The sequence below is a fragment of the Pseudomonas sp. NPDC087626 genome (genome assembly GCF_044743405.1).
GTDB lineage: Bacteria > Pseudomonadota > Gammaproteobacteria > Pseudomonadales > Pseudomonadaceae > Aquipseudomonas.
This window is the reverse complement of record NZ_JBIUWJ010000009.1, coordinates 86,909-109,388: the sequence shown is the minus strand read 5'-3', so window position 1 is coordinate 109,388 and position 22,480 is coordinate 86,909. Positions and strand designations below refer to the sequence as shown.

At 62.0% G+C, this 22,480-nt stretch carries 15 protein-coding genes; 10 read left to right on the top strand and 5 right to left on the bottom strand.

Annotation, left to right across the window (positions count from 1 at the left end):
* Positions 1–6: 6 nt before the first annotated feature.
* From ACIOVD_RS10055 to ACIOVD_RS10035, 5 genes are all read left to right on the top strand, one after another.
* Positions 7–1,182: an alginate O-acetyltransferase gene (locus ACIOVD_RS10055; RefSeq protein WP_401127394.1), complete on the top strand. Its 1,176-nt coding sequence runs from the start codon at positions 7–9 to the stop codon at positions 1,180–1,182.
* Between the two features lie 10 nt (positions 1,183–1,192).
* Positions 1,193–1,840, top strand: coding sequence for an alginate O-acetyltransferase AlgF (locus ACIOVD_RS10050; RefSeq protein WP_095165445.1), 648 nt, complete (start codon positions 1,193–1,195; stop codon positions 1,838–1,840).
* 9 nt (positions 1,841–1,849) lie between these two features.
* Complete coding sequence (locus ACIOVD_RS10045) at positions 1,850–2,956, top strand: mannuronate-specific alginate lyase (protein ID WP_401127393.1); 1,107 nt, start codon at positions 1,850–1,852, stop codon at positions 2,954–2,956.
* Positions 2,957–3,050: 94 nt separating this feature from the next.
* Positions 3,051–4,508, top strand: a complete 1,458-nt coding sequence (locus ACIOVD_RS10040; RefSeq protein ID WP_401127392.1) for a mannose-1-phosphate guanylyltransferase/mannose-6-phosphate isomerase — start codon at positions 3,051–3,053, stop codon at positions 4,506–4,508.
* A gap of 457 nt (positions 4,509–4,965) precedes the next feature.
* Positions 4,966–5,787 carry a MinD/ParA family protein gene (locus ACIOVD_RS10035; protein WP_159997092.1) on the top strand — a complete coding sequence of 274 codons (822 nt, stop codon included), beginning with the start codon at positions 4,966–4,968 and terminating at the stop codon, positions 5,785–5,787.
* A 129-nt stretch (positions 5,788–5,916) separates the two neighbouring features.
* Here the strand turns inward: ACIOVD_RS10035 and ACIOVD_RS10030 are convergent, their stop codons facing one another.
* Positions 5,917–7,107 carry a benzoate/H(+) symporter BenE family transporter gene (locus tag ACIOVD_RS10030; protein ID WP_095165439.1) on the bottom strand — a complete coding sequence of 397 codons (1,191 nt, stop codon included), beginning with the start codon at positions 7,105–7,107 and terminating at the stop codon, positions 5,917–5,919.
* 246 nt (positions 7,108–7,353) lie between these two features.
* Between ACIOVD_RS10030 and ACIOVD_RS10025 the strand changes: the two genes are divergently transcribed.
* Complete coding sequence (locus ACIOVD_RS10025) at positions 7,354–8,118, top strand: GntR family transcriptional regulator (protein ID WP_095165437.1); 765 nt, start codon at positions 7,354–7,356, stop codon at positions 8,116–8,118.
* Between the two features lie 194 nt (positions 8,119–8,312).
* Here ACIOVD_RS10025 and guaD read toward each other — a convergent pair whose 3' ends face one another.
* The 4 genes from guaD to xdhA all read right to left on the bottom strand — a co-directional run bounded on the left by guaD (position 8,313) and on the right by xdhA (position 14,450).
* A complete protein-coding gene (gene guaD, locus ACIOVD_RS10020) occupies positions 8,313–9,617 on the bottom strand; it encodes a guanine deaminase (protein WP_401127389.1) in 1,305 nt (434 codons plus the stop codon).
* An 8-nt stretch (positions 9,618–9,625) separates the two neighbouring features.
* Positions 9,626–10,468 carry a xanthine dehydrogenase accessory protein XdhC gene (gene xdhC / locus ACIOVD_RS10015; RefSeq protein ID WP_095165434.1) on the bottom strand — a complete coding sequence of 281 codons (843 nt, stop codon included), beginning with the start codon at positions 10,466–10,468 and terminating at the stop codon, positions 9,626–9,628.
* Between the two features lie 135 nt (positions 10,469–10,603).
* Entirely contained in the window at positions 10,604–13,003 is a 2,400-nt protein-coding gene (xdhB, locus tag ACIOVD_RS10010) for a xanthine dehydrogenase molybdopterin binding subunit (protein ID WP_401127386.1), read from the bottom strand.
* The gene (xdhA, locus tag ACIOVD_RS10005) at positions 12,996–14,450 is read right to left on the bottom strand and encodes a xanthine dehydrogenase small subunit (RefSeq protein WP_401127384.1); all 1,455 of its coding nucleotides are present in this window, start codon (positions 14,448–14,450) and stop codon (positions 12,996–12,998) included. Before xdhA ends, xdhB begins: the two co-directional genes overlap by 8 nt.
* A gap of 267 nt (positions 14,451–14,717) precedes the next feature.
* Here xdhA and ACIOVD_RS10000 point away from each other — a divergent pair, with 267 nt between their 5' ends.
* From ACIOVD_RS10000 to ligA, 4 genes are all read left to right on the top strand, one after another.
* The gene (locus ACIOVD_RS10000; protein ID WP_095165429.1) at positions 14,718–15,377 is read left to right on the top strand and encodes a GntR family transcriptional regulator; all 660 of its coding nucleotides are present in this window, start codon (positions 14,718–14,720) and stop codon (positions 15,375–15,377) included.
* A gap of 2 nt (positions 15,378–15,379) precedes the next feature.
* A complete protein-coding gene (gene smc / locus ACIOVD_RS09995; RefSeq protein WP_401127382.1) occupies positions 15,380–18,868 on the top strand; it encodes a chromosome segregation protein SMC in 3,489 nt (1,162 codons plus the stop codon).
* Between the two features lie 256 nt (positions 18,869–19,124).
* On the top strand, positions 19,125–19,979 hold the full coding sequence (zipA, locus tag ACIOVD_RS09990) for a cell division protein ZipA (RefSeq protein ID WP_095165425.1): 855 nt from the start codon (positions 19,125–19,127) through the stop codon (positions 19,977–19,979).
* Positions 19,980–20,107: 128 nt separating this feature from the next.
* Complete coding sequence (ligA, locus tag ACIOVD_RS09985) at positions 20,108–22,465, top strand: NAD-dependent DNA ligase LigA (protein ID WP_401127379.1); 2,358 nt, start codon at positions 20,108–20,110, stop codon at positions 22,463–22,465.
* The last annotated feature ends 15 nt before the right edge of the window (positions 22,466–22,480 follow it).

Genomic DNA, 22,480 nt, shown 5'->3' with positions numbered 1-22,480 from the left:
CCGACTATGAACAGAACCCTGAACCTGCTCTACAGCGTGCTCTTCTGCAGCCTGCTGCTGGCGCTCTGCCTGTGGTCCCTGCGCGCGGTATTCGGCTTCTCCGCAGCCAGTGAAACCAGTGTGCTGGACGGCAAACTGGCGCTGGCCTTCGAGAAACACTACGACGCCCAGTTTCCGGTCAAGCAACTGGGCACCAATCTCTGGGCGCTGGCGGACTACACGCTTTTCGGCGAAGGCCGCCAGGGCGTGGTCATCGGCCAGGACGGCTGGCTGTTCTCGGACGAGGAGTTCAAGCCGGCGAGCAAACCCGATCAGTTGCAGGACAATTGGCGGTTGGTGAACGCCGTACGGGCCGAGTTCGAGCGTCGTGGGGTGACGCTGGTGCTGGCGCTCCTGCCAGCCAAGGCTCGACTCTATCCGGAGCATCTGGATGACGAGCGACCCGTGCTGACTCAGCAGAGCCTGTACCCGAAGGTCCTCGACATGATGCGCCAAGCCGGGTTGAGCGGGCCGGATCTGTTGCCTGCGCTGCAGCAGGCGAAGGCGCAGGAGCCAGTGTTCCTGCGTACCGACAGCCACTGGACCCCCTTCGGCGCAGAGGTCGCGGCCAGGAGTCTGGCCGAGCATCTGGCGCGGCAGGGTATCTGGCAGCGTGGCGACCAGACCTTCGTCACCGAGGCTGTCGCCAGCCGGGAGCACAAAGGCGACCTGTTGAGCTTCCTGCCCCTGGAGCCGTACTTCGCCGACCTGCAACTACCGGCCGAGCACCTGCGCCCACGTCTGACCCGGGCCGCCGAGGGACAGGAGGCGAGCGCCGAGGATGAGTTGTTCGTCGACGCCCTGCCATCGATCGCGCTGGTCGGGACCAGTTACAGCGCCAACCCGGACTGGAACTTCGCCGGTGCCCTGAAACAGGCCCTGGGCAGCGACCTGCTCAATTACGCCGAAGAGGGCAAGGGCCCACTGGTGCCCATGCTGAACCTGCTGCAGCAGGGGGATAAAGAGCTCGCCGGGCTGCGCCTGGTGATCTGGGAGTTCCCCGAGCGCTACCTGATGCTACCCAGCGATCTGTCCGGATTCGACGCGGCCTGGCTCGCCCGGCTGCACAACGGCGAGGAGCCGGTCAGCCGCGCGCTGCACACCGCCACCTCCACCTCCACTGAGCCCGTCCTGCAATTCTAGGAGTACCTGTATGTCCCTTTTTTCCTCGATGTCCTACACCCTGCGCTTGGGCAGCCTGCTGCTTGGCCTGTCCGCCCCGTGGGTGATGGCTGACGAAGCGGCGCTCTATGGTCCGGCGGCACCGCATGGCTCGGCTTTCGTACGCGGCTTCAACGCCGCAAACAGCAGTTTTGACGCTAACCTCGGCCCTGTCCGCATCAATGACCTGGGCGCCAAAAGCAGCAGCGATTTCGCCTTCCTGCCGGCCGGTAAATACACCGTCAGCGCAGATAGCAAGAGCCTGGCGGTGAAGCTCGACGCCGAGCGCTACTACACACTGGTGCAGATGCCGGATGGGGCGCTGGAGCTGGTGGAGGAGCCGCCGTTCAAAAATCGCCAGAAGTCCCTGCTGCGCCTGCAGAATCTATCCGATACCGCCCTGTCGATTAAAACCGCCGACGGTCGTACCGAGGTCATCCGCCCGGTCTCGGCTAACGCCCGTGGCGAGCGCGAGATCAACCCGGTCAAGGTGCGCCTGACGCTGTTCGCTGGCGACCGCAAGATTCGTGACCTCGACCCGCTGGTGCTGGAGCGTGGCGAAGTGGTCAGCCTGTTCGTCACCGGTTCCGCCGACAAGTTGTCTCCGGCCTGGGTCAAGCGTCCGGTTGCGACCAACTGAGGAATGGCTATGAAACCCTGGCAGATCTGCTCGCGGATGGCGCTCACCGGCCTGGCCCTGTTGCTGGCCGGCGGCTGCAGCAAGCCCCTGGAGCGCAACGCCGGCGCCAACCTGGTGCCGCCCAGCGGCTACTACCTGGCCGCTCCGTCCCCCAAGGACAAGGTGTCGGCCTGTCCCGAGGTACCCGCGCCCTATTCGGGCGACCTGCTGTTCCCGAGCAAGTACGAAGGCTCGGACTCGGCCAGGGACAAGCTCAACCCGCAAGCCGCTGCGCGCTACAAGCGGCTGACCGGCGATGTGCGTACGCTGGAAAGCGGCGTGAGCAAACTGGTCGGCAAGTATCTGGAGGATGGCCGTCAGGAATACGCCGACTGCGCCCTGACCTGGTTGAGCACATGGGCCGAAGCCGACGCGCTGCTCAGCCGAACCTACAACCACACCGGCAAGTCGGTGCGCAAATGGGCGCTGGGCAGCCTGTCTTCCGCCTATCTGCGGCTACAGTTTTCCGGCTCAGAACCCTTGCGTGGGCATGAGGCCGAAACTCGCGCCATCGAACAGTGGTTCGCCCAGCTCGCCGATCAGGTGGTGCACGATTGGAACGAGCAACCGCGTGAGCGGCGCAACAACCACCAGTACTGGGCTGCCTGGGCGGTGATGGCAAGCGCCGTGGTGCTCGACCGCCAGGACCTGTTCGACTGGGCGGTCGAGCAGTACCGCCATGGTATGGAGCAGGTCGACGCCGATGGCTACCTGCCGCTGGAGCTGTCCCGGCAGACCCGGGCGCTTGCCTACCACAACTACAGCCTGGGGCCGCTGGTAATGATCGCGGCATTCGCCGAGGCCAACGGGCTGGATCTGCGTGGCGACAACGGTGGTGCCCTGCAGCGGCTCGCCCAGCGGGTCGAAAGTGGCGTGCACAACCCGCGCCTTTTCGAGGCCCGGTCCGGCTACCCGCAGGAACTGGAGGATATGCAGGAGGACGGCAAGTTCGCCTGGCTGGAGCCCTACTGCGCACTTTATCGCTGCTCGGCCGAGACCGATTCGTGGCGGCGCTCTCTGGAGCCGCTGGAGACCTATCGGCTAGGAGGGGATATCACCCAGTTGTTCAACCCTTGATCGCATCGATGCATTCACTCTCCCGGTAGTCCGAGGCAGGGCCTCGGCGGGGACAAGTATTAATTTGAAATGGAACTTTAATGAGGCTTCTCCCATGATTCCGGTAATTCTTTCTGGTGGTAGTGGTTCGCGCTTGTGGCCCCTTTCGCGCAAGCAGTATCCAAAGCAGTTCCTCGCCCTGACCGGCGAGCATTCGCTGTTCCAGCAGACCCTGCAGCGCCTGGACTTCGAAGGTATGCAGAGCCCGCTGATCGTGTGCAACCTTGAGCACCGCTTTATCGTCAACGAGCAACTGGAGCGGATCGGCGTCGAGGGGCACTCGACACTGCTCGAACCCTTCGGCCGCAATACCGCGCCGGCCGTGGCTATGGCCGCCTTGCAACTGCTGGCCGAGGGCCGCGACGAACTGATGCTGGTGCTGCCCGCTGACCATGTGATCGAGGACCAACCGGCGCTGCGCGAGGCACTGGAAGTGGCGCGCGCGGTGGCCGAGGAAGGGGAGATGGTGTTGTTCGGCATCCCGGTCGAGCGTCCCGAGACCGGCTTCGGCTACATCAAGGCGACCCGTGCCGGTGACGCCGGCGGGATGCATCCCGGCGTCTACCGGGTCAGCCACTTCGTCGAGAAGCCCAATGCAGAACTGGCCCGCGAGCTCGTCCGCACGGGTGGCTATTACTGGAACAGCGGCATGTTCCTGTTCCGTGCCAGCCGTTATCTGGACGAGTTGCTCAAGCATGCGCCGGGCATCTACGACGCTTGTGCGCTGGCCCTGGAACGCAGCCACCGCACCGGCAATGTCATAACCATCGATAGCGGCACCTTCGAGTGCTGCCCGGACAACTCCATCGACTACGCGGTGATGGAGAAGACCACCCGCGCTTGCGTGGTGCCGCTCGCCGCCGGCTGGAGCGACGTGGGCAACTGGTCCTCTCTGTCGGACGTGCATGAGAAGGACCAGGCCGGCAACGTGCTCAAGGGCGATGTGATGATCCACGACAGCCGCAATAGCTTCGTCCACAGCAGCAGCAAGCTGGTGGCCTTGGTCGGTGTGGACGATCTGGTGGTAGTGGAAACCAAGGATGCGGTGATGATTACCCACAAGAACTCGGTTCAGGACGTCAAAGCACTGGTCAACCGCCTGGATCTGAAGGGCCGCTCGGAAACCCAGAGCCATTGTGCGGTCAATCGACCTTGGGGCTGCTACGACTCGGTGGACAACGGTACTCGCCATCAGGTCAAGCGCATCACCGTGAAGCCCGGCGCGCAGCTGTCGCTGCAGAAGCACCACCACCGCGCCGAGCACTGGATCGTGGTATCCGGCATCGCCCAGGTGACGTGTGACGATAAGGTGTTCCTGCTGGCCGAAAACCAGTCCACCTACATCCCGATCGCCTCGGTGCACCGCCTGGCCAACCCCGGGAAAATCCCGCTGGAGATTATCGAGGTGCAGTCCGGCAGCTACCTCGGTGAGGACGACATCGAGCGCCTGGAGGATGTCTATGGGCGGACTGGCGAGGCGCTGCCGGCACCCAAGCTGGTGGTCGGCGTTTGAGCCAAAGCACCCGGGTCAGCCGGTGGATCCCTGCACACCGACCCCTTGGCTGATTACCGATGCACGTCAGGTGCTGCTCAAAGCAGCGCTTGAACGTTGCTTGGCATAGCGCAGTGCTATCACCTGGCGCATAATCGGGGCATGTCCGGGTGTGCTATCCCCGTTTCAGTTTTATACATCGATAACAGGGACGTTTACCGTTGTTAAAAAAGAAAATAGTGTCCGCTTTGATCTTGGTTGGTGCGTCGGTCTTTACAGTATTCAATTTTTTCAGTCTGTTTTTTTCTGGATATTAGCCATCCATTCGGCGATCAGGACGCCTGATCGGCGAGCGCGAACTTATGTGCGGTGGTTGTGGCTGAGCAGTCGTTAATGGCTGATTCTGGAAGACTTGGAACTTGATGATTTAAGGAATTCAATTGCTTGTCAGCGTTAAATATGGAGTTGAAAAGTCAGTATGGATACCGAGCACGCTGTACAAGTTATCGCTATCGCCAGCGGTAAGGGCGGTGTAGGCAAAACTACTGTGGCGGTGAATCTATCATTGGCGCTGGCGGAGCTTGGGCGCCGCGTCGTTTTGCTGGATTCAAACCTTGAGTTCCCGAATGTCGACGTCCAATTGGGGCTTGTGCCACGGTATACGCTTGTCGATCTGATCGAGGGCCGCTGTGAATTGTCCGATACCTTGATGGACGGGCCGGGAGGAGTGCGCGTAGTCGCATCTGGTTCAGGTGTCCCGAGTATGGTGCGCCTGTCGCGGGCTCAGCATTCAGGCCTGATACAGGCATTCAGCGAGATAGCGGACAGCCTGGACGTGCTGGTGATCGACACCGCCACGGGTATTGGCGAACCGGTAGTCAGCTTCATTCGAGCTGCCCATGAAGTCTTGGTGATTGTATGCGATGAGCCGGCGTCCATCTCCGGGGCTTACGCGTTGATCAAAGTACTTAATCATGAGCACGGAATGAAGCGCTTCAGGGTGTTGGCCAACATGGAGATCAACCCTCTGGAAGGGCAGAATTTGTTTGCCAAGCTTATTAAGCTCACGGACCACTTCCTGGATGTTTTCCTGGAGTATGCGGGAGCAATTCCTTACGACGAATATGTACGTAATGCGGCGCAGACACGGCGGGCGGTTTACGAGAGACATCCGCGATGCAAATGCAGTAAAGCCTTTCAGGAGGTAGCACTCAAGGCTGACGCGTGGCCATTGCTGGGCGCTCCAAGAGGGCATGTAGAGTTTTTTGTCGAGCGACTTGTTAGCCACTCAAAAAGGTAATAACACTCTGCTGCTTCGTGTGAATTTTTTTATTGCATTGGGTCAGAGTGTTTATACAGTTTTTACTCCCTGGAGCTACATGAATAAGTTGAAAAAAACGGCGACCCTCGGGTCGCCGTTTTTTATCTATCAGGCTTTGCGCCAATTCAGAATCATCAGCGTCACCACCCCCGCGACAATCCCCCAGAACGCCGAGCCAATGGAAAACAGCGTCAGCCCCGATGCCGTGACCATGAAGGTGATCAGCGCCGCTTCACGCTCCCGGGTTTCACTCATGGCAATGCTCAGGCCATTGATGATGGAACCGAACAGCGCCAGTGCGGCAATCGACAGCACCAACTCCTTGGGCAGGGCCGCGAACAGCGCCGCCAACGTTGCCCCGAAGACCCCGGCAATGCCGTAGAAAATCCCGCACCAGACCGCCGCGGTGTAGCGCTTGTTGCGATCTTCATGGGCGTGCGGCCCGGTGCAGATTGCTGCGCTGATGGCCGCCAGGTTGATCCCGTGGGAGCCGAACGGCGCCAGTAGCAGCGAGGCAACGCCAGTGGCGGTGATCAGCGGCGAGGCCGGCACGTCATAGCCATCGGCGCGCAGCACCGCGATGCCGGGCATGTTCTGCGAGGTCATGGCCACCACAAACAGCGGGATGCCGATGCTGATGGTCGCGGCGAGGGAAAAGTGCGGGGTGGTCCATACCGGCGTCGCTACTTCGAGGTGGAAGCCGCTGAAGTCCAGCAGGCCCATGAACCCCGACAAGGCCGTGCCGATCAACAGCGCCGCCAGCACCGCGTAGCGCGGCGACAGGCGCTTGACCACCAGGTAGGTGAAAAACATCCCCAGGACCAGGCCGGTACGGTGTTGGGCAGCGACGAAGATCTCGCTGCCGATCTTGAACAGGATCCCGGCCAGCAAGGCTGCGGCCAGCGACGCCGGAATGCGTTTCACCAGGCGTTCGAAGCTGCCGGTCATGCCGCAGATCGTTACCAGCACCGCGCAGGTGATGTAGGCCCCAATCGCTTCGCCGTAGCTGACCCCCGACAGGCTGGTGATCAGCAGCGCAGCGCCCGGCGTCGACCAGGCAATGGTAATGGGGGTGCGATAACGCAGGGACAGGCCGATGGAGCACACCGCCATGCCGATCGAGATGGCCCAGATCCACGAGGAAATCTGCCCGCTGGTCAGGCCGGCGGCCTGTCCGGCCTGGAACATCAGCACCAGGGAGCTGGTATAGCCGGTCATCATTGCGATGAAGCCGGCGACAATGGCCGAGGGTGAGGTATCGGCCAGCGGGCGGAGCTGGGTGCGGGTGGCGTCGTTCATGACAGCGCTGTTCCTTGTGTCTTGTAGGCCGCGAGTGAAGCGGGCAGGCGTTTTGCGAGTTCAAGCCTAAACTCAAACGTAACTGATCGTTGCAATACAGCCGGGGGCGTATATGGCCGTACAGTCGTGTTGCCACCTGCAGTTGTGTACAATATGCCGTGTTTTTTACGCGATACTTGCCAGCGACCCACTGTGACGTATTACAGTCACGGTCTCTTCGCCGCAGTTCTCCCAACTCGAGTGCCCATGAACGAACAGTTGCAGCCCCTCAAGAAACAACCGCGAGCAGGCAAAGCCGGCCGCAGCGGAACCCAGGACGATATTGTCTATGCGCATATCTTCGAGGCCATCCTCGAACAGCGCCTGGCGCCCGGTACCAAATTGAGCGAAGAGGCGCTGGGAGAGATTTTCGGGGTCAGCCGCACCATCATTCGCCGCGCCCTGTCGCGTCTGGCCCACGAAGGCGTGGTGCTGTTGCGCCCGAATCGTGGCGCCGTGGTTGCCAGCCCGAGTGTCGACGAAGCGCGCCAGGTGTTCATGGCCCGACGTCTGGTGGAGCGGGCGATTACTGAACTGGCGGTCGAACACGCCAGCGCCGAAGAGCTGAGCGAGTTGCGCCAGATGGTCAACGACGAGCGCGACAGCTTTTCGCGCGGTGACCGCGGTGCGGGTATCCGCCTTTCCGGGGAGTTTCACCTGAAGCTGGCCGAGGCGGCGAAAAACGCGCCGTTGATCAGCTTCCAGCGCAGCCTGGTGTCGCAGACTTCGTTGATCATTGCCCAGTACGAAAGCGGTAACCGCTCGCACTGTTCCTACGACGAACACACCCAGTTGATCGATGCCATCGAAGCCCGCGACGCGACGCTGGCGGTGAACCTGATGATGCATCACATGGATCACATCGACAGCAAGCTCAACCTCGACGAAGAAAGCGCCTCGGACGACCTGCACGCGGTGTTCTCCCATCTGCTGCAGACCAAGAAGCCAGGCCGCTCACCCGCCAAGCTCTGATCCGAAATTGTGTCGCGCCAATCGCGGGCAAGCCCGCTCCCACAAGGTCTGTGGTGTACTGGAATTTTGTAATCACCGAAGATCACTGTGGGAGCGGGCTTGCTCCGGGCGGCGTTCCGACGATAGCAATCTGACAGACAAGAAAAATCCCCCAGGCTGCAAAGCGCAGGGGGATTTTTTATGCCTGTGGAAACCTAGCGCTGATGCACCAGATTACCCGCCGCATAAGTCTGCAGCACCGTCCGGTCATCCCCCAGGGTCATCAATACAAACAGGGTTTCGGCGATGTTGTTCGCCTGTTGCAGGCGGTAGCTGAGCAGCGGTGTGGCGTGATAATCGAGCACCAGGAAGTCGGCGTCGGTGCCCGGTTGCAGGGTCCCGATCCGGTCTTCCAGGCGTAGCGCGCGGGCGCCGCCGAGGGTCGCCAGGTACAGCGACTTGAACGGACTCAGGCGTGCGCCTTGCAGTTGCATGACTTTGTAGGCTTCGTTGAGGGTGTGTAGCAGCGAGAAGCTGGTGCCGGCACCGACGTCGGTACCAAGGCCGACGAGGAGGTTGTGTTTCTCGGCCATCGGCAGGTTGAACAGGCCGCTGCCGAGGAAGAAGTTGGAAGTCGGGCAGAACGCCACCGCCGAGCCGGTCTCGGCCAGCCGTGCACATTCGTCGTCACACAGGTGCACGCCATGGGCGAACACCGAGCGCTCACCCAGCAACTGGTAATGGTCGTAGACATCCAGGTAGCCCTTGCGCTCCGGGAACAGCTCCTTGACCCATTCGATCTCCTGCAGGTTTTCACTGATGTGGGTCTGCATGTACAGGTCGGGGTACTCGCTGAGCAACTGGCCGGCGAGGGTCAGTTGCTCCGGGGTGCTGGTCGGCGCAAAGCGTGGGGTCACTGCGTAGTGCAGACGGCCCTTGCCGTGCCAGCGCTCGATCAGCACCTTGCTTTGCTCGTAGCTGGATTCAGCGGTGTCGGTCAGGTATTCCGGCGCGTTGCGGTCCATCATCACCTTGCCGGCGATCATCCTCAGGTCGAGTTTTTGCGCCTGCTCGAAGAACGAGTCCACCGATTGCGGGTGCACGCTGCCGAACACCAGGGCAGTGGTGGTGCCGTTGCGCAGCAGTTCCTTGATGAAGATCCCGGCGACTTCTTCGGCGTGGGCCTTGTCGGCGAACTGGCTTTCGCAAGGGAAGGTGTAGGTGTTGAGCCAGTCCAGCAATTGTTCGCCATACGCACCGACCATGCCGGTTTGCGGCAGGTGGATGTGGGTGTCGATGAAGCCAGGGGTAATCAAGGCGTCTTTGTGGTGGACCACTTCAATGTCCGCCGGCAGGCTGGCCAGCAGCTCGCTGGCATGGCCGAGGGCGCTGATTCGGCCGTTTTCGGTGACCAGCAAGCCATCTTCGAAATACTGGTAAGAGGCTTCAATGCCGACCACGGCAGGGTCGGCGATGCTGTGCAGGATGGCGGCGCGGTAGGCTTTGCGAGTCGAAGGCATGGGGGTTCTCAGTTCGTGGCTTGACTGCGGCGTGAGGCGGGCAGCAGTTTGGCAATGGGTTCGGCGCGAGCGGTGCCCTGGCCGAAATTCGCGTTATAGGTGGCGATGATTTCGCCGGCGATGGAGATGGCAATTTCCACAGGCAATTTGCCTTTGACTTCGCCGATGCCCATCGGGCAACGCATGCGTTGCACGGTGCTGGTGTCGAATCCGCGATCGCGCAGGCGGTGTTCGAACTTCACGCGCTTGGTCTTCGAGCCGATCAGGCCGAAGTAGGCGAAGTCGTTGCGCTTGAGAATGGCGGCCGTGAGCTCCAGGTCGAGCTGGTGATTGTGGGTCATGACGATGCAGTAGCTGCCCGCCGGCAGGTCGTCGATTTCGTCCACCGGGTCTTCGCTGACGATTTTACGCACGCCATGGGGAATGTGTTCCGGGAACTCAGCATCCCGCGAGTCGATCCAGCGCACCCGGCAGGGCAGGCTGGCGAGCAGGGGCACCAGGGCGCGGCCGACATGACCGGCGCCAAACACGGCGATCTGTGCCTGCACCTGGCCCATGGGTTCGAACAACAGCACGGTGGCGCCGCCACAGCACTGGCCGAGGCTAGCGCCGAGGCTGAAGCGCTCCAGGTGGGTGTCCTGCTTGCCGCTGGACAGCATCTGCCGGGCGATTTGCATCGCCTTGTATTCCAGATGCCCGCCACCGATGGTGTCGTAGGTGTGCGTGGCGCTGATGACCATTTTCGAGCCAGCGTTGCGCGGCGTCGAGCCGAGCTCTTCGATGATGGTCACCAGGACGCAGGCTTCGCCCTGGGATTGCAGGTCGGCGAGGGCGTCGATCCAGTTGTACATGTTCACCTCGACATCTGTGTGTCTGTTAGTCCGCTATCGCGAGCAAGCTCGCTCCCACATTGGATTTGTACCGGTCCATCAGTCAGCACATGACCCTGTGGGAGCGGGCTTGCCCGCGAAGGGCGCGACGCGGTCTCAAAGCGGAGCCAACTCAGACTCAGTTTCGACTGGCTTCACCGCCTTCAACTGGCGCATCTGTTCGCAGCCCCACAACACCCGCTCCGGGGTCGCCGGGGCGTCGATCTTTGGTTGATGCCGGTAGTCGCCCAGGCTCGCCACCGCGTCCTTGATCGCACACCAGGCGGCGATGCCGAGCATGAATGGCGGCTCGCCCACGGCCTTGGAGTGGAATACCGTGTCTTCCGGGTTCTTGCGGTTTTCCACCAGCTTGACCCGCAGGTCCAGCGGCATGTCGGCCACCGCCGGGATCTTGTAGCTGGCCGGGCCGTTGGTCATCAGCTTGCCCTTGTTGTTCCACACCAGCTCTTCCATGGTCAGCCAGCCCATGCCCTGGATGAAGCCGCCTTCGACCTGGCCGATGTCGATGGCCGGGTTCAGCGAGGCGCCGACATCATGCAGGATGTCGGTGCGCAGCATTTTGTATTCGCCGGTCAGGGTGTCTATGAGCACTTCGCAGCAGGCCGCACCGAAGGCGAAGTAGTAGAACGGACGGCCGCGGGCCTGGCTGCGGTCGTAGAAGATTTTCGGAGTCTTGTAGAAGCCGGTGCTGGACAGCGAGACCTGGGCGAAATACGCCTGCTGGATCAGCGCTTCGAAGGTCAGGATGTGATCCCGAATCCGCACGTGGCCGTTGTGGAACTCCACGTCGGCTTCACTGACTTCATACTTGCGCGCGGCGAACTCCACGAGGCGCTGCTTGATGATTTCTGCGGCATTCTGCGCCGCCTTGCCATTGAGGTCGGCACCGCTGGAGGCTGCGGTCGGCGAGGTGTTCGGCACCTTGTCGGTGTTGGTCGCGGTGATTTGTACGCGATCGATTTCCACCTGGAACACTTCGGCCACTACCTGCGCGACCTTGATGTTCAGGCCCTGGCCCATCTCGGTGCCGCCATGGTTGAGGTGGATGCTGCCGTCGGTGTAGACGTGGATCAGTGCGCCCGCCTGGTTGAGGAAGCTGGCAGTGAAGGAAATGCCGAATTTCACCGGGGTCAGCGCCAGGCCCTTTTTCAGGATCGGGCTGTTGGCGTTGTAGCGGCGGATCGCTTCGCGACGCTCGGCGTACTGGCTGCTTTCTTCCAGTTCCGCGGTCATTTCCTCGAGCATGTTGTGCTCGACGGTCTGGTAGTAGTGGGTGACGTTGCGCTCGGTCTTGCCGTAGTAGTTGGCCTTGCGCACGGCCAGCGGATCGAGCCCCAGGTGACGGGCAATGGCGTCCATCACTTCTTCGATGGCGACCATCCCCTGAGGGCCGCCGAAACCACGGTAGGCGGTGTTCGAGGCGGTGTTGGTCTTGCAGCGGTGACCATTGATGGTCGCATCGCCCAGGTAGTACGAGTTGTCGGAGTGGAACATCGCCCGGTCGACGATGGAGGCCGACAGGTCCGGCGAGCAACCGCAGTTGCCCGCCAGGTCGAGGGCGATACCGTGCAGGCGCCCGCTGTTGTCGAAGCCGACGTCGTACTCGACGTAGAACGGGTGGCGCTTGCCGGTCATCAGCATGTCTTCGACCCGCGGCAGGCGCATCTTGGTCGGTTGGCCCGTCAGGTGGGCGATCACCGCGCACAGGCACGCCGGGCTGGCGGCCTGGGTTTCCTTGCCGCCGAAACCGCCGCCCATGCGGCGCATGTCGACCACGATCTTGTTCATCGACACGTCGAGGACTTCGGCCACCAGCTTCTGCACTTCGGTGGGGTTCTGGGTCGAGCAGTAGACGATCATGCCGCCGTCTTCCGTCGGCATCACCGAGGAAATCTGGGTTTCCAGGTAGAAGTGTTCCTGGCCGCCAATGTGCAGCGTGCCCTGGATGCGATGCTCGGCGGTGGCCAGCGCAGTGGCCGAGTCGCCGCGCTGGTGAGTGTGGCTGTCGAGTACGAAGTGGCGTTTGCGCAGGGCTTCGACCACGTCCAGCACCGGTTCCAGGTCTTCGTATTCGATGATCGCGGCCATGGCGGCCTTGCGCGCGGTTTCCAGGTCTTTCGCCGCGACGGCGAGCACCGGTTGACCGACGAATTGCACGTCATCGATCGCCAGCAGCGGATCGCCCGGCAACAGCGGCCCGATGTCTTTGAGGCCCGGCACGTCTGCATGGGTAATGGCAATGCGCACGCCTTCGAAGGCGTAGCAGGGCTGGGTGTCGATGCTGATGATTTTTGCGTGGGCGCGGTCCGACAGGCGTGCATAGACGTGCAACTGGTTAGGAAACTCCAGCCGGTCATCGATGTACTGGGCTTCACCGGACACGTGTTTGGCGGCGCTGTCGTGCTTGACGCTACGGCCGACCCCGGTGGTCAGGTCCTTGGCGAACAGTTCAGCCAGTTCGGCCTGGGTCTTCTCTACGGCGTGATGATTAGACATAAGCGGTCACCCGGGTCTCGATGTGCGGTGTTTGCAGCTCGATGAAATACTTGCGCAGCAGGTTCTGCGCGCTGAGCAGGCGGTATTCCTTGCTGGCGCGAAAGTCCGAGAGCGGGGTGAAATCTTCGGCCAGGGCCGCGCACGCGGCTTCGACGGTGGCATGGTTCCAGGTCGAACCGAGCAGTGTCGCTTCGCAGCTTTTGGCTCGTTTCGGGGTGGCGGCCATACCGCCGAAGGCGACGCGGGCGTCAGCGATCACGCCGTTGTCGATGCGCAGGTTAAAGGCGGCGCAGACCGCGGAAATATCATCGTCCAGGCGCTTGGACACTTTATAGGCGCGGAACTGCTGCACGGCACTGGCGCGCGGCACAATGATCTTCTCGATGAACTCGCTTTCCTGGCGCGCGGTAACCCGGTAATCGATGAAATAGTCTTCCAGGGCCAGGGTGCGGCGGGTGTTGCCTTTGCACAGCACGATCTGTGCGCCCAGGGCGATCAGCAGCGGTGGCGAGTCGCCGATGGGCGAGGCATTGCCGATGTTGCCACCCAGGGTGCCCTGGTTGCGGATCTGCAGCGAGGCGAAGCGTTGCAGCAGTTCGCCGAAGTCCGGGTATTGGGCCTTGAGGGCCTCGTAGCAGTCGGAGAGGGCGGTGGCCGCGCCGATTTCCAGGCGATCGGCAAAGTGTTCGATGCGCTTCATTTCGGCGACATTGCCGACGTAGATCATCACTGGCAGGGTGCGGTGGAACTGGGTGACTTCCAACGCCAGGTCAGTGCCGCCGGCCAACAGCCGGGCTTGCGGATAGGCGTCATAGAGGTCGGCCAGGTCAGCCACGGTCAACGGCACCAGGCAACGTTTGTCGCCGCAGTTGAGTTCACCGATGTCGGTGGGGGCGATGGCCTTCAGGCGGGCGATGGTCTCGGCTTCACGGGCATCGAACTGGTCGGGCTGTTTGCCGCAGCAGGACTGTTCGGCGGCTTCGAGAATCGGCCGGTAGCCGGTGCAGCGGCAGAGGTTGCCGGCGAGGGCTTCATGGGCCTTGTGGGCGTCGGGTTGGTCGCTGTTTTTCTGCAGGGCGAACAACGACATGACAAACCCCGGCGTGCAGAAGCCGCACTGCGAGCCGTGGCATTCGACCATGGCCTTCTGCACGCTGTGCAGTTGGCCCTGATGCTTGAGGTCTTCGACGCTGATCAACTGTTTGCCATGCAGCGAGGAGACAAACGTCAGGCACGAGTTGAGGCTGCGATAGCGAATATGTTCGCGGCCGGCGTCATCACTTTGCAGTTCACCGACCACCACAGTGCACGCGCCACAGTCACCGCTGGCGCAACCTTCTTTGGTGCCGGACTTGCCCAAGTGCTCGCGCAGGTAGTTGAGCACAGTCAGGTTGGGGTCCAGGGCGTGCTCGCTACGGAGTTCCTGGTTGAGTAAAAACTGGATCACGGAAGGCCTCGCAGACTCATTATTGTTGTTAACCGTTATGACCTGAATTTATCAGGTCTGACTTTTCGGTCAATGGTTTTCTGACTTAAAGGTCAGGAAATTACCTTTTGTCGATCAGCAACCTCATGCTTTGAGTATTGACCCTCTGGGCCCAGCTCGCTTTTTGCTTGAATCGTGCCAATTTCCACTGGCCGGGCCCTGCATCATCCACTACCAAGTGCGCTACACTGCGCCGCTTGTACAGATCGAAGAGTTTGAAGGAAAACCATGACGTTCAAGGCGCCGGACAGCCTCGCCGAGCAAATTGCTCAACACCTCGCCGAACGCATCATTCGCGGCGAAATGAAGCCAGGAGAGCGCATCCAGGAACAGAAGGTCACGCTGGCGCTCAATGTCAGCCGCGGTTCGGTCCGTGAAGCCTTGCTGATCCTCGAACGACGCCACCTGATCGCGATCCTGCCGCGACGCGGCGCCCATGTCACCGAGCTCACCGCGCACAAGGTGCAGAGCCTGTGCACCCTGATGAGCGAGCTGTACATCCTGCTGGGCAACGCCGTGGCCAATGGCTGGCGCGTCCAGGCCGACATGGCGCCCTTCGTGCAGATCCAGCAGCGCCTGAACGCCAGCTACGAACGCCAGGACATCCGCACCTTCGTCGACGACAGCTTCAATGTGATGCGCGCCGCGTACCCGTTCGCCGATAACCCCTACCTGCAGGAGACTGTCGAGAACCTGCAGCCGGCCATGAGTCGCGCGTATTTCCTGGCCCTGGAACAACGCAAGGCGGAAATGAGCGAGTTCCTCGAACTGTTCGAACGCCTGCTCGCCGCCGTGCTCGCCCGTGACCTGCCACAGATCCGCATCGTGCTCTCGGCCTACGCCCAGCGCAGTTGCGACCTGGTGCTGTCTGCCTTGCCGGCGGCCTGAGCGTGCGGCTCAAGTGCATCAAACTGGCGGGGTTCAAATCCTTCGTCGACCCGACCACGGTGAACTTCCCCAGTAACATGGCGGCGGTGGTTGGGCCCAATGGTTGCGGCAAGTCGAACATCATCGACGCCGTACGTTGGGTGATGGGCGAGAGCTCGGCGAAGAACCTGCGTGGCGAGTCGATGACCGACGTCATCTTCAATGGCTCCACCAGCCGCAAGCCGGTGAGCCAGGCCAGTATCGAACTGGTGTTCGACAACTCCGACGGTACCTTGCTCGGTGAATACGCTGCCTATGCGGAGATTTCGATTCGCCGCAAAGTCACCCGCGACAGCCAGACCACCTATTACCTCAACGGCACCAAGTGCCGGCGCCGCGACATCACCGACATTTTCCTCGGCACTGGCCTGGGTCCGCGCAGTTACTCGATCATCGAACAGGGGATGATCTCCAAGCTGATCGAGTCCAAGCCCGAAGACCTGCGCAACTTCATCGAGGAAGCGGCGGGGATCTCCAAATACAAGGAGCGTCGGCGCGAGACGGAAAACCGGATCCGCCGCACCCACGAAAACCTTGAGCGCCTGACCGACCTGCGCGAAGAGCTGACGCGTCAGCTCGAACGCTTGCACCGCCAGGCCGAGTCCGCCAAGAAGTATCAGGAATACAAAGCCGAGGAGCGTCAGCTCAAGGCCCAGCTGTCGGCGCTGCGTTGGCAGGCCTTGAACGAGCAGGTCGGCCAGCGTGAAGCGATCATCGGTAATCAGGAAGTCAGTTTCGAAGCCCTGGTGGCCGAGCAGCGCAATGCCGATGCGAGCATCGAACGCTTGCGTGACGGGCACCACGATCTCTCCGAACGCTTCAATCTGGTGCAGGGGCGCTTTTATTCGGTTGGCGGCGACATCGCCCGGGTCGAGCAGAGTATCCAGCACGGCCAGCAACGCTTGCGCCAACTGCAGGACGATCTCAAGGAAGCCGAGCGCGCGCGCCTGGAAACCGAATCCCACCTGGGCCATGACCGCACGCTGCTGCTGACCCTGGGCGAAGAGCTGGACATGCTGAACCCGGAGCAGGAAATCACCAGCGCCGCGGCCGAGGAAGCCGCGGCCGCGCTGGAAGAATCCGAAACCACCATGCATGGCTGGCAGGAGCAGTGGGACGCTTTCAACCTCAGTTCGGCCGAGCCCCGGCGCCAGGCCGAGGTGCAGCAGTCGCGCATTCAGCAGCTGGAAACCAGCGTCGAGCGCTTGGCCGAGCGCCAACGCCGCCTGGCCGAGGAGCGCGACCTGCTCGCGGCGGACCCGGAAGACGCGGCAATCATGGAGCTGGGCGAGCAACTCGCCGCCAGCGAAGCAACCCTCGAGGACTTGCAGGCCAGCGAGCAGGCCCAGGTCGAGCGCCTTGAACAGTTGCGCCAGGAGCTACAGCAGGCCTTGCACAATCAGCAGCAGGCCCAGGGCGACCTGCAACGACTCAATGGTCGCCTGGCGTCGCTGGAAGCCTTGCAGCAAGCCGCGCTCGACCCGGGTACCGGCACGGCGCAATGGTTGCGTGAGCAAGAACTGGCCGAGCGCCCGCGCCTGGCCGAGGGCCTGAGCGTGCAGGCGGGCTGGGAGCTGGCGGTGGAAACTGTGCTTGGCGCCGACTTGCAGGCAGTGCTGGTGGATGATTTTGCCGGCCTCGACCTGGCTGGGTTTGCCCAGGGCGATTTGCGCCTGCTCAGCCCGGGCATCGACGGTGTGCGGGTGGCAGGCAGCTTGCTGGACAAGGTCGAGGCGCAGATCGACCTGTCGCCGTGGCTGGGCCAGGTCAAGCCGGTGGAAACCCTTGAGCAGGGCTTGGCCTTGCGCGGCCAGTTGGCGGCCGGCGAAAGCCTGATCAGCCGCGACGGCTACTGGATCGGCCGGCACTTTTTGCGCGTGCGTCGCGCCAGCGAAGCCGAAAGCGGGGTGTTGGCCCGTGGCCAGGAAATCCAGGCCCTGGGCCTGGAGCGCGAGGAGCGTGAAGCCACGGTCGAACAGCTTGAAACCACCCTGCAGAACCTGCGCGCCCAGCAGCGGCAACAGGAAAACGGCCGCGAACACCTGCGCCGCCTGCTGCAGGACGAAGCGCGCCAGCAGGGCGAACTGAAGGCGCAATTGTCCGCGGGCAAGGCCAAGGCCGAGCAGTTGACCTTGCGCCGTACCCGGCTCGACGAAGAGTTGGTGGAGCTGGGCGAGCAGCGCGAGCTCGAACATGAGCAGATCGGCGAGTCGCGCCTGCAATTGCAGGGCGCCCTCGACAGCATGGCCCTGGACACCGAGCAGCGCGAGTTGCTGTTGGCCCAGCGCGACAGCCTGCGCGAGCGCCTCGACCGGGTGCGCCAGGAAGCCCGGCAGCACAAGGATCATGCACACCAGTTGGCGGTGCGCCTGGGTTCACTCAAGGCGCAACACGATTCCACCCGCCAGGCCCTGGAACGCCTGGAGCTGCAGTCCGAGCGCCTGACCGAAAAGCGTGAACAGCTGAGCCTCAACCTGGAGGAGGGTGAGGCGCCGCTGGAAGAGTTGCGGCTCAAGCTCGAAGAGCTGCTCGACAAGCGCATGAGTGTCGATGAAGAACTGCGCACCGCCCAGGTCGCGCTGGAGGAGGCCGACCGTGAGCTGCGCGAGGCCGAGAAGCGGCGCACCCAGGCGGAACAGCAGTCGCAGTTGATCCGCAGCCAGCTCGAGCAGCAGCGCATGGAATGGCAGGCCCTGACCGTGCGCCGCAAAACCCTGCAGGAGCAATTGCTCGAAGACGGCTACGACCTGCACGGCGTGCTCGCGACCCTGGTGGCCGAGGCGAACGAGAACGACGCCGAAGAAGAACTTGAGCGCATCGCCGCACGGATTCAGCGCCTGGGGGCGATCAACCTGGCGGCCATCGACGAATATCAGCAACAGTCCGAGCGTAAACATTATCTCGACGCCCAGGACGCCGACCTGGTGGAAGCCCTCGATACCCTGGAAAACGTCATTCGCAAGATCGACAAGGAAACCCGCAACCGCTTCAAGGACACCTTTGATCAGATCAACGGTGGTTTGCAGGCCTTGTTTCCAAAAGTTTTCGGTGGCGGCAGCGCTTATTTGGAACTGACGGGCGAAGATCTACTCGATACAGGGGTGACAATCATGGCGCGTCCACCCGGGAAGAAGAACAGCACCATCCATTTGCTCTCCGGCGGCGAAAAAGCCCTGACTGCATTGGCCCTGGTATTCGCCATCTTCAAACTCAATCCTGCGCCGTTCTGTATGCTCGATGAAGTTGACGCCCCGCTGGATGACGCTAACGTTGGACGCTACGCAAGACTGGTCAAAGAGATGTCGCAGACGGTGCAGTTCATCTATATCACCCACAACAAGATCGCCATGGAAATGGCCGACCAGTTGATGGGGGTGACGATGCACGAGCCCGGTTGTTCGCGTCTGGTGGCTGTGGATGTCGAGGAGGCGATGGCGATGGTGGACGCCTGACGTCCTGGGTTTAAGCCATATGTTTATGGGAAGTAAGGATTTTTACCGGTACGGATTACTGGCCAATCGACATATTCGCTGAAGCCACTGTGACAGACGGTGTAAAGTTACCTTTGGTCGTGCTAGTTTAATGTCAATTTATCGTGTACGTGGGCAAAACGCCTGTCAGAACATAGAGTTGGCGCCACGTTTTAAAGCGGTTTACAGCTTGTAAACCCCTTATTTTTCAGCATTTTTTATAGAGGCACGGGATTACATGGAAATCGGTCTGCGCGAGTGGCTGATCGTCATCGGCATCATAGTCATTGCCGGTATTCTTTTTGATGGCTGGCGGCGCATGCGCGGCGGCAAGGGCAAACTCAAGTTTCGCCTGGACCGCAGCCTGTCCAATCTGCCGGACGAGGACAGCGGTGCCGAACTGCTGGGCCCGCCGCGGGTGCTCGATAACCACAAAGAGCCGCAACTGGACGAGCACGACCTGCCGTCGGTCAGCATGCCTGCCCGTGAGCCCCGCGAGTCGGGCTCCAAGCGTGGCAAGCGTGGCCACGGCGAGCCGGCGCAAGGCGACTTGAACCTCAATCTGGACCTGGACGGCGGCCCGAGCTTCAGCAGCCGTGACGGCGATTTCCCGGATGAAACCAAGGCCTCGAGCGGGGCGGCGAGCAAGGACCAACCGCAAGCCGAAGAAGTGCTGGTGATCAGCGTGATCTGCCGTGATGCCGGTGGCTTCAAGGGCCCGGCGCTGTTGCAGAACATTCTCGAAAGTGGCCTGCGTTTCGGCGAGATGGATATTTTCCACCGCCACGAAAGCATGGCGGGCAACGGCGAAGTCCTGTTCTCCATGGCTAACGCGGTCAAGCCGGGTATTTTTGACCTGGACGACATCGACCACTTCAGCACCCCGGCGGTCAGCTTCTTCCTTGGTCTGCCGGGGCCGCGTCATCCGAAGCAGGCGTTCGATGTGATGGTCGCCGCTGCACGCAAGTTGTCCCAGGAGCTCAATGGCGAGCTCAAGGACGATCAGCGCAGCGTCCTGACGGCACAGACCATCGAACACTACCGTCAGCGCATCGTCGAATTCGAGCGCCGCGCCCTGACCCAGAAGCGCTGAAATTGGCAATGTGTGGGATACCTCCCGCACCTTGCAGGCGCTGAGCCAGCTCAGCGCCTGCAGTGAATTTGTCCGCATCAACAGATTGAGCAGCCTCGGCTGCTCTTTTGCTTTATGAGAGAACACCCATGAACGCCGCCGAAAAACGCATTCTAGAGCTTCGCGCTGAACTGGATCTGCACAACTACCGCTACCACGTGCTGGACGAGCCGAGCATTCCGGACGCCGAGTACGATCGGTTGTTCCATGAGCTCAAGGCGCTGGAGGCGGCCAACCCGCAACTGATCAGCAGCGACTCGCCGACCCAGCGCGTGGGCAGTGCGGCGCTCTCGGCATTTACCCAGGTGCGTCACGAAGTACCGATGCTGAGCCTGGGCAACGCCTTCGAAGAAACCGATATGCGCGAGTTCGATCGCCGGGTCACCGAAGGCCTGGACTTGCCGGTCGGTGAACTGTTTGGCGGCGGCGCCGAAGTGGAGTACAGCTGCGAGCCCAAGCTCGATGGCCTGGCGGTCAGCCTGCTGTATCAGGATGGCCTGCTGGTACGCGGCGCTACCCGCGGCGACGGCACCACGGGGGAAGACATCAGCGTCAATGTGCGCACGGTGCGCAATATTCCCCTCAAGCTGCAGGGCAGCGGCTGGCCGGCGACCCTGGAAGTGCGCGGCGAAGTCTATATGTCCAAGGCCGGTTTCGAGCGCCTGAATGCCACGCAGTTGGAAGCGGGCGGCAAGACCTTCGCCAACCCGCGCAATGCCGCCGCCGGCAGCTTGCGCCAGTTGGATTCGAAAATCACCGCCAGCCGGCCGCTGGAGTTCTGCTGCTACGGCATCGGCCAGGTGTCGGCGGACATTGCCGACACGCACATCGGCAATCTGCAGCAACTCAAGGCCTGGGGCATGCCGGTCAGTCGTGAACTGAAATTGGCCAAGGGCATCGGCGAATGCCTGGACTACTACCGCGATATCGGTGAGCGGCGCAATGCACTGCCTTACGAGATCGATGGCGTGGTGTTCAAGGTCAACAGTATCGCCGCGCAGCGTGAGCTGGGCTTCCGTGCCCGTGAGCCGCGCTGGGCGATTGCCCATAAATTCCCGGCCATGGAAGAACTCACCGAATTGCTCGATGTGGAATTCCAGGTCGGCCGCACTGGAGCGGTGACGCCGGTGGCGCGCCTCAAGCCGGTGAAAGTGGCGGGTGTGACGGTGTCCAATGCGACGCTGCACAACATGGACGAAGTGGCGCGCCTGGGCCTGATGATCGGCGATACGGTGATCATTCGCCGGGCCGGTGATGTGATCCCGCAGGTGGTCCAGGTGGTCGCCGAGCGGCGTCCGGCCGATGCCCGGCCGGTGCAGATTCCCGAGAGTTGCCCGGTCTGTGGCTCCCACGTCGAGCGCACGCAGTTGATCAAGCGCAGCAAGGGGCGCGAAACCGTCAGCGAGGGCGCGGTGTACCGCTGCGTCGGACGCTTGGCCTGTGGGGCGCAGCTCAAGCAGGCGATCATCCATTTCGTTTCGCGACGGGCCATGGACATTGAAGGCCTGGGCGAAAAAAGCGTCGAGCAGTTGGTCGATGAAGGCCTGGTCAGCTCACCGGCGGACCTGTATGGGCTGACGTTCGAGCAGATCGTCGACCTGGAAGGTTTTGCCGAGCTGTCGAGCAAGAACCTGCTGGCGGCCATTGCCGACAGCAAGCGCCAGAGCCTGGCGCGGTTTATCTATGCGCTGGGCATTCCGGATGTCGGTGAGGAGACCGCCAAGGTCCTGGCGCGCTCGCTGGGCTCGCTGGAGCGCGTGCAGCAGGCATTGCCGCAAGTGCTGACGTACTTGCCGGATGTCGGTCTGGAGGTCGCTCACGAGATCCACAGCTTCTTCACCGACAACCACAACCAGCAGGTGATCAAGCAGCTATTGGCGCATGGCCTGGAGATCCAGGACCAGGGCGAGTTAGGCGCCGAGTTTGCGGCGAGCACCACCCTCGGTGGCCTGCTCGACAAGTTGCACATTCCTTCGGTCGGTCCGGGCGGGGCGCAGAAGCTGGCCGACAAGTTCGGTTCGCTGCAGGCGGTGATCGACGCGGACTGGCTGGACATGCGCCAGGCACTGCCGGAGAAGCAGGCCAACGCGGTGCGCGAGTTTTTTGCGATCGAGGACAATCGCCAACAAGCCCTGGCGGCCGAACAGCAGTTGCGTGAATTCGGCATGCATTGGCAGAGCGAGAAGAAGGTCGTCGAAGGCTTGCCGCTGGCCGGGCAGACCTGGGTGCTCACCGGTTCCCTGGAGCTGATGAGCCGCGACGTCGCCAAGGATAAGCTGGAAAGCCTGGGCGCCAAGGTTGCGGGCTCGGTGTCGGCCAAGACGTTCTGTGTGGTGGCGGGGCCGGGCGCCGGCTCGAAACTGGTCAAGGCCAATGAGCTAGGGCTCAAGGTGTTGGATGAAGAGGCATTCGTCGGGTTCTTGGCTGGGCACGGTATTGCTGTGTGATCCCCTTCGCGGGCC

Bases quoted from the DNA above. Each gene is read 5' to 3' on its own strand.
- ACIOVD_RS10055 (WP_401127394.1), top strand. From the start codon at position 7: ATGAACAGAACCCTGAACCTGCTCTACAGCGTGCTCTTCTGCAGCCTG.
- ACIOVD_RS10035 (WP_159997092.1), top strand. From the start codon at position 4,966: ATGGATACCGAGCACGCTGTACAAGTTATCGCTATCGCCAGCGGTAAG.
- xdhC (WP_095165434.1), bottom strand. From the start codon at position 10,468: ATGTACAACTGGATCGACGCCCTCGCCGACCTGCAATCCCAGGGCGAA.
- xdhB (WP_401127386.1), bottom strand. From the start codon at position 13,003: ATGTCTAATCATCACGCCGTAGAGAAGACCCAGGCCGAACTGGCTGAA.
- ligA (WP_401127379.1), top strand. From the start codon at position 20,108: ATGAACGCCGCCGAAAAACGCATTCTAGAGCTTCGCGCTGAACTGGAT.
- guaD (WP_401127389.1), bottom strand. From the start codon at position 9,617: ATGCCTTCGACTCGCAAAGCCTACCGCGCCGCCATCCTGCACAGCATC.
- ACIOVD_RS10030 (WP_095165439.1), bottom strand. From the start codon at position 7,107: ATGAACGACGCCACCCGCACCCAGCTCCGCCCGCTGGCCGATACCTCA.
- zipA (WP_095165425.1), top strand. From the start codon at position 19,125: ATGGAAATCGGTCTGCGCGAGTGGCTGATCGTCATCGGCATCATAGTC.
- ACIOVD_RS10000 (WP_095165429.1), top strand. From the start codon at position 14,718: ATGACGTTCAAGGCGCCGGACAGCCTCGCCGAGCAAATTGCTCAACAC.
- ACIOVD_RS10040 (WP_401127392.1), top strand. From the start codon at position 3,051: ATGATTCCGGTAATTCTTTCTGGTGGTAGTGGTTCGCGCTTGTGGCCC.
- ACIOVD_RS10025 (WP_095165437.1), top strand. From the start codon at position 7,354: ATGAACGAACAGTTGCAGCCCCTCAAGAAACAACCGCGAGCAGGCAAA.
- ACIOVD_RS10045 (WP_401127393.1), top strand. From the start codon at position 1,850: ATGAAACCCTGGCAGATCTGCTCGCGGATGGCGCTCACCGGCCTGGCC.
- ACIOVD_RS10050 (WP_095165445.1), top strand. From the start codon at position 1,193: ATGTCCCTTTTTTCCTCGATGTCCTACACCCTGCGCTTGGGCAGCCTG.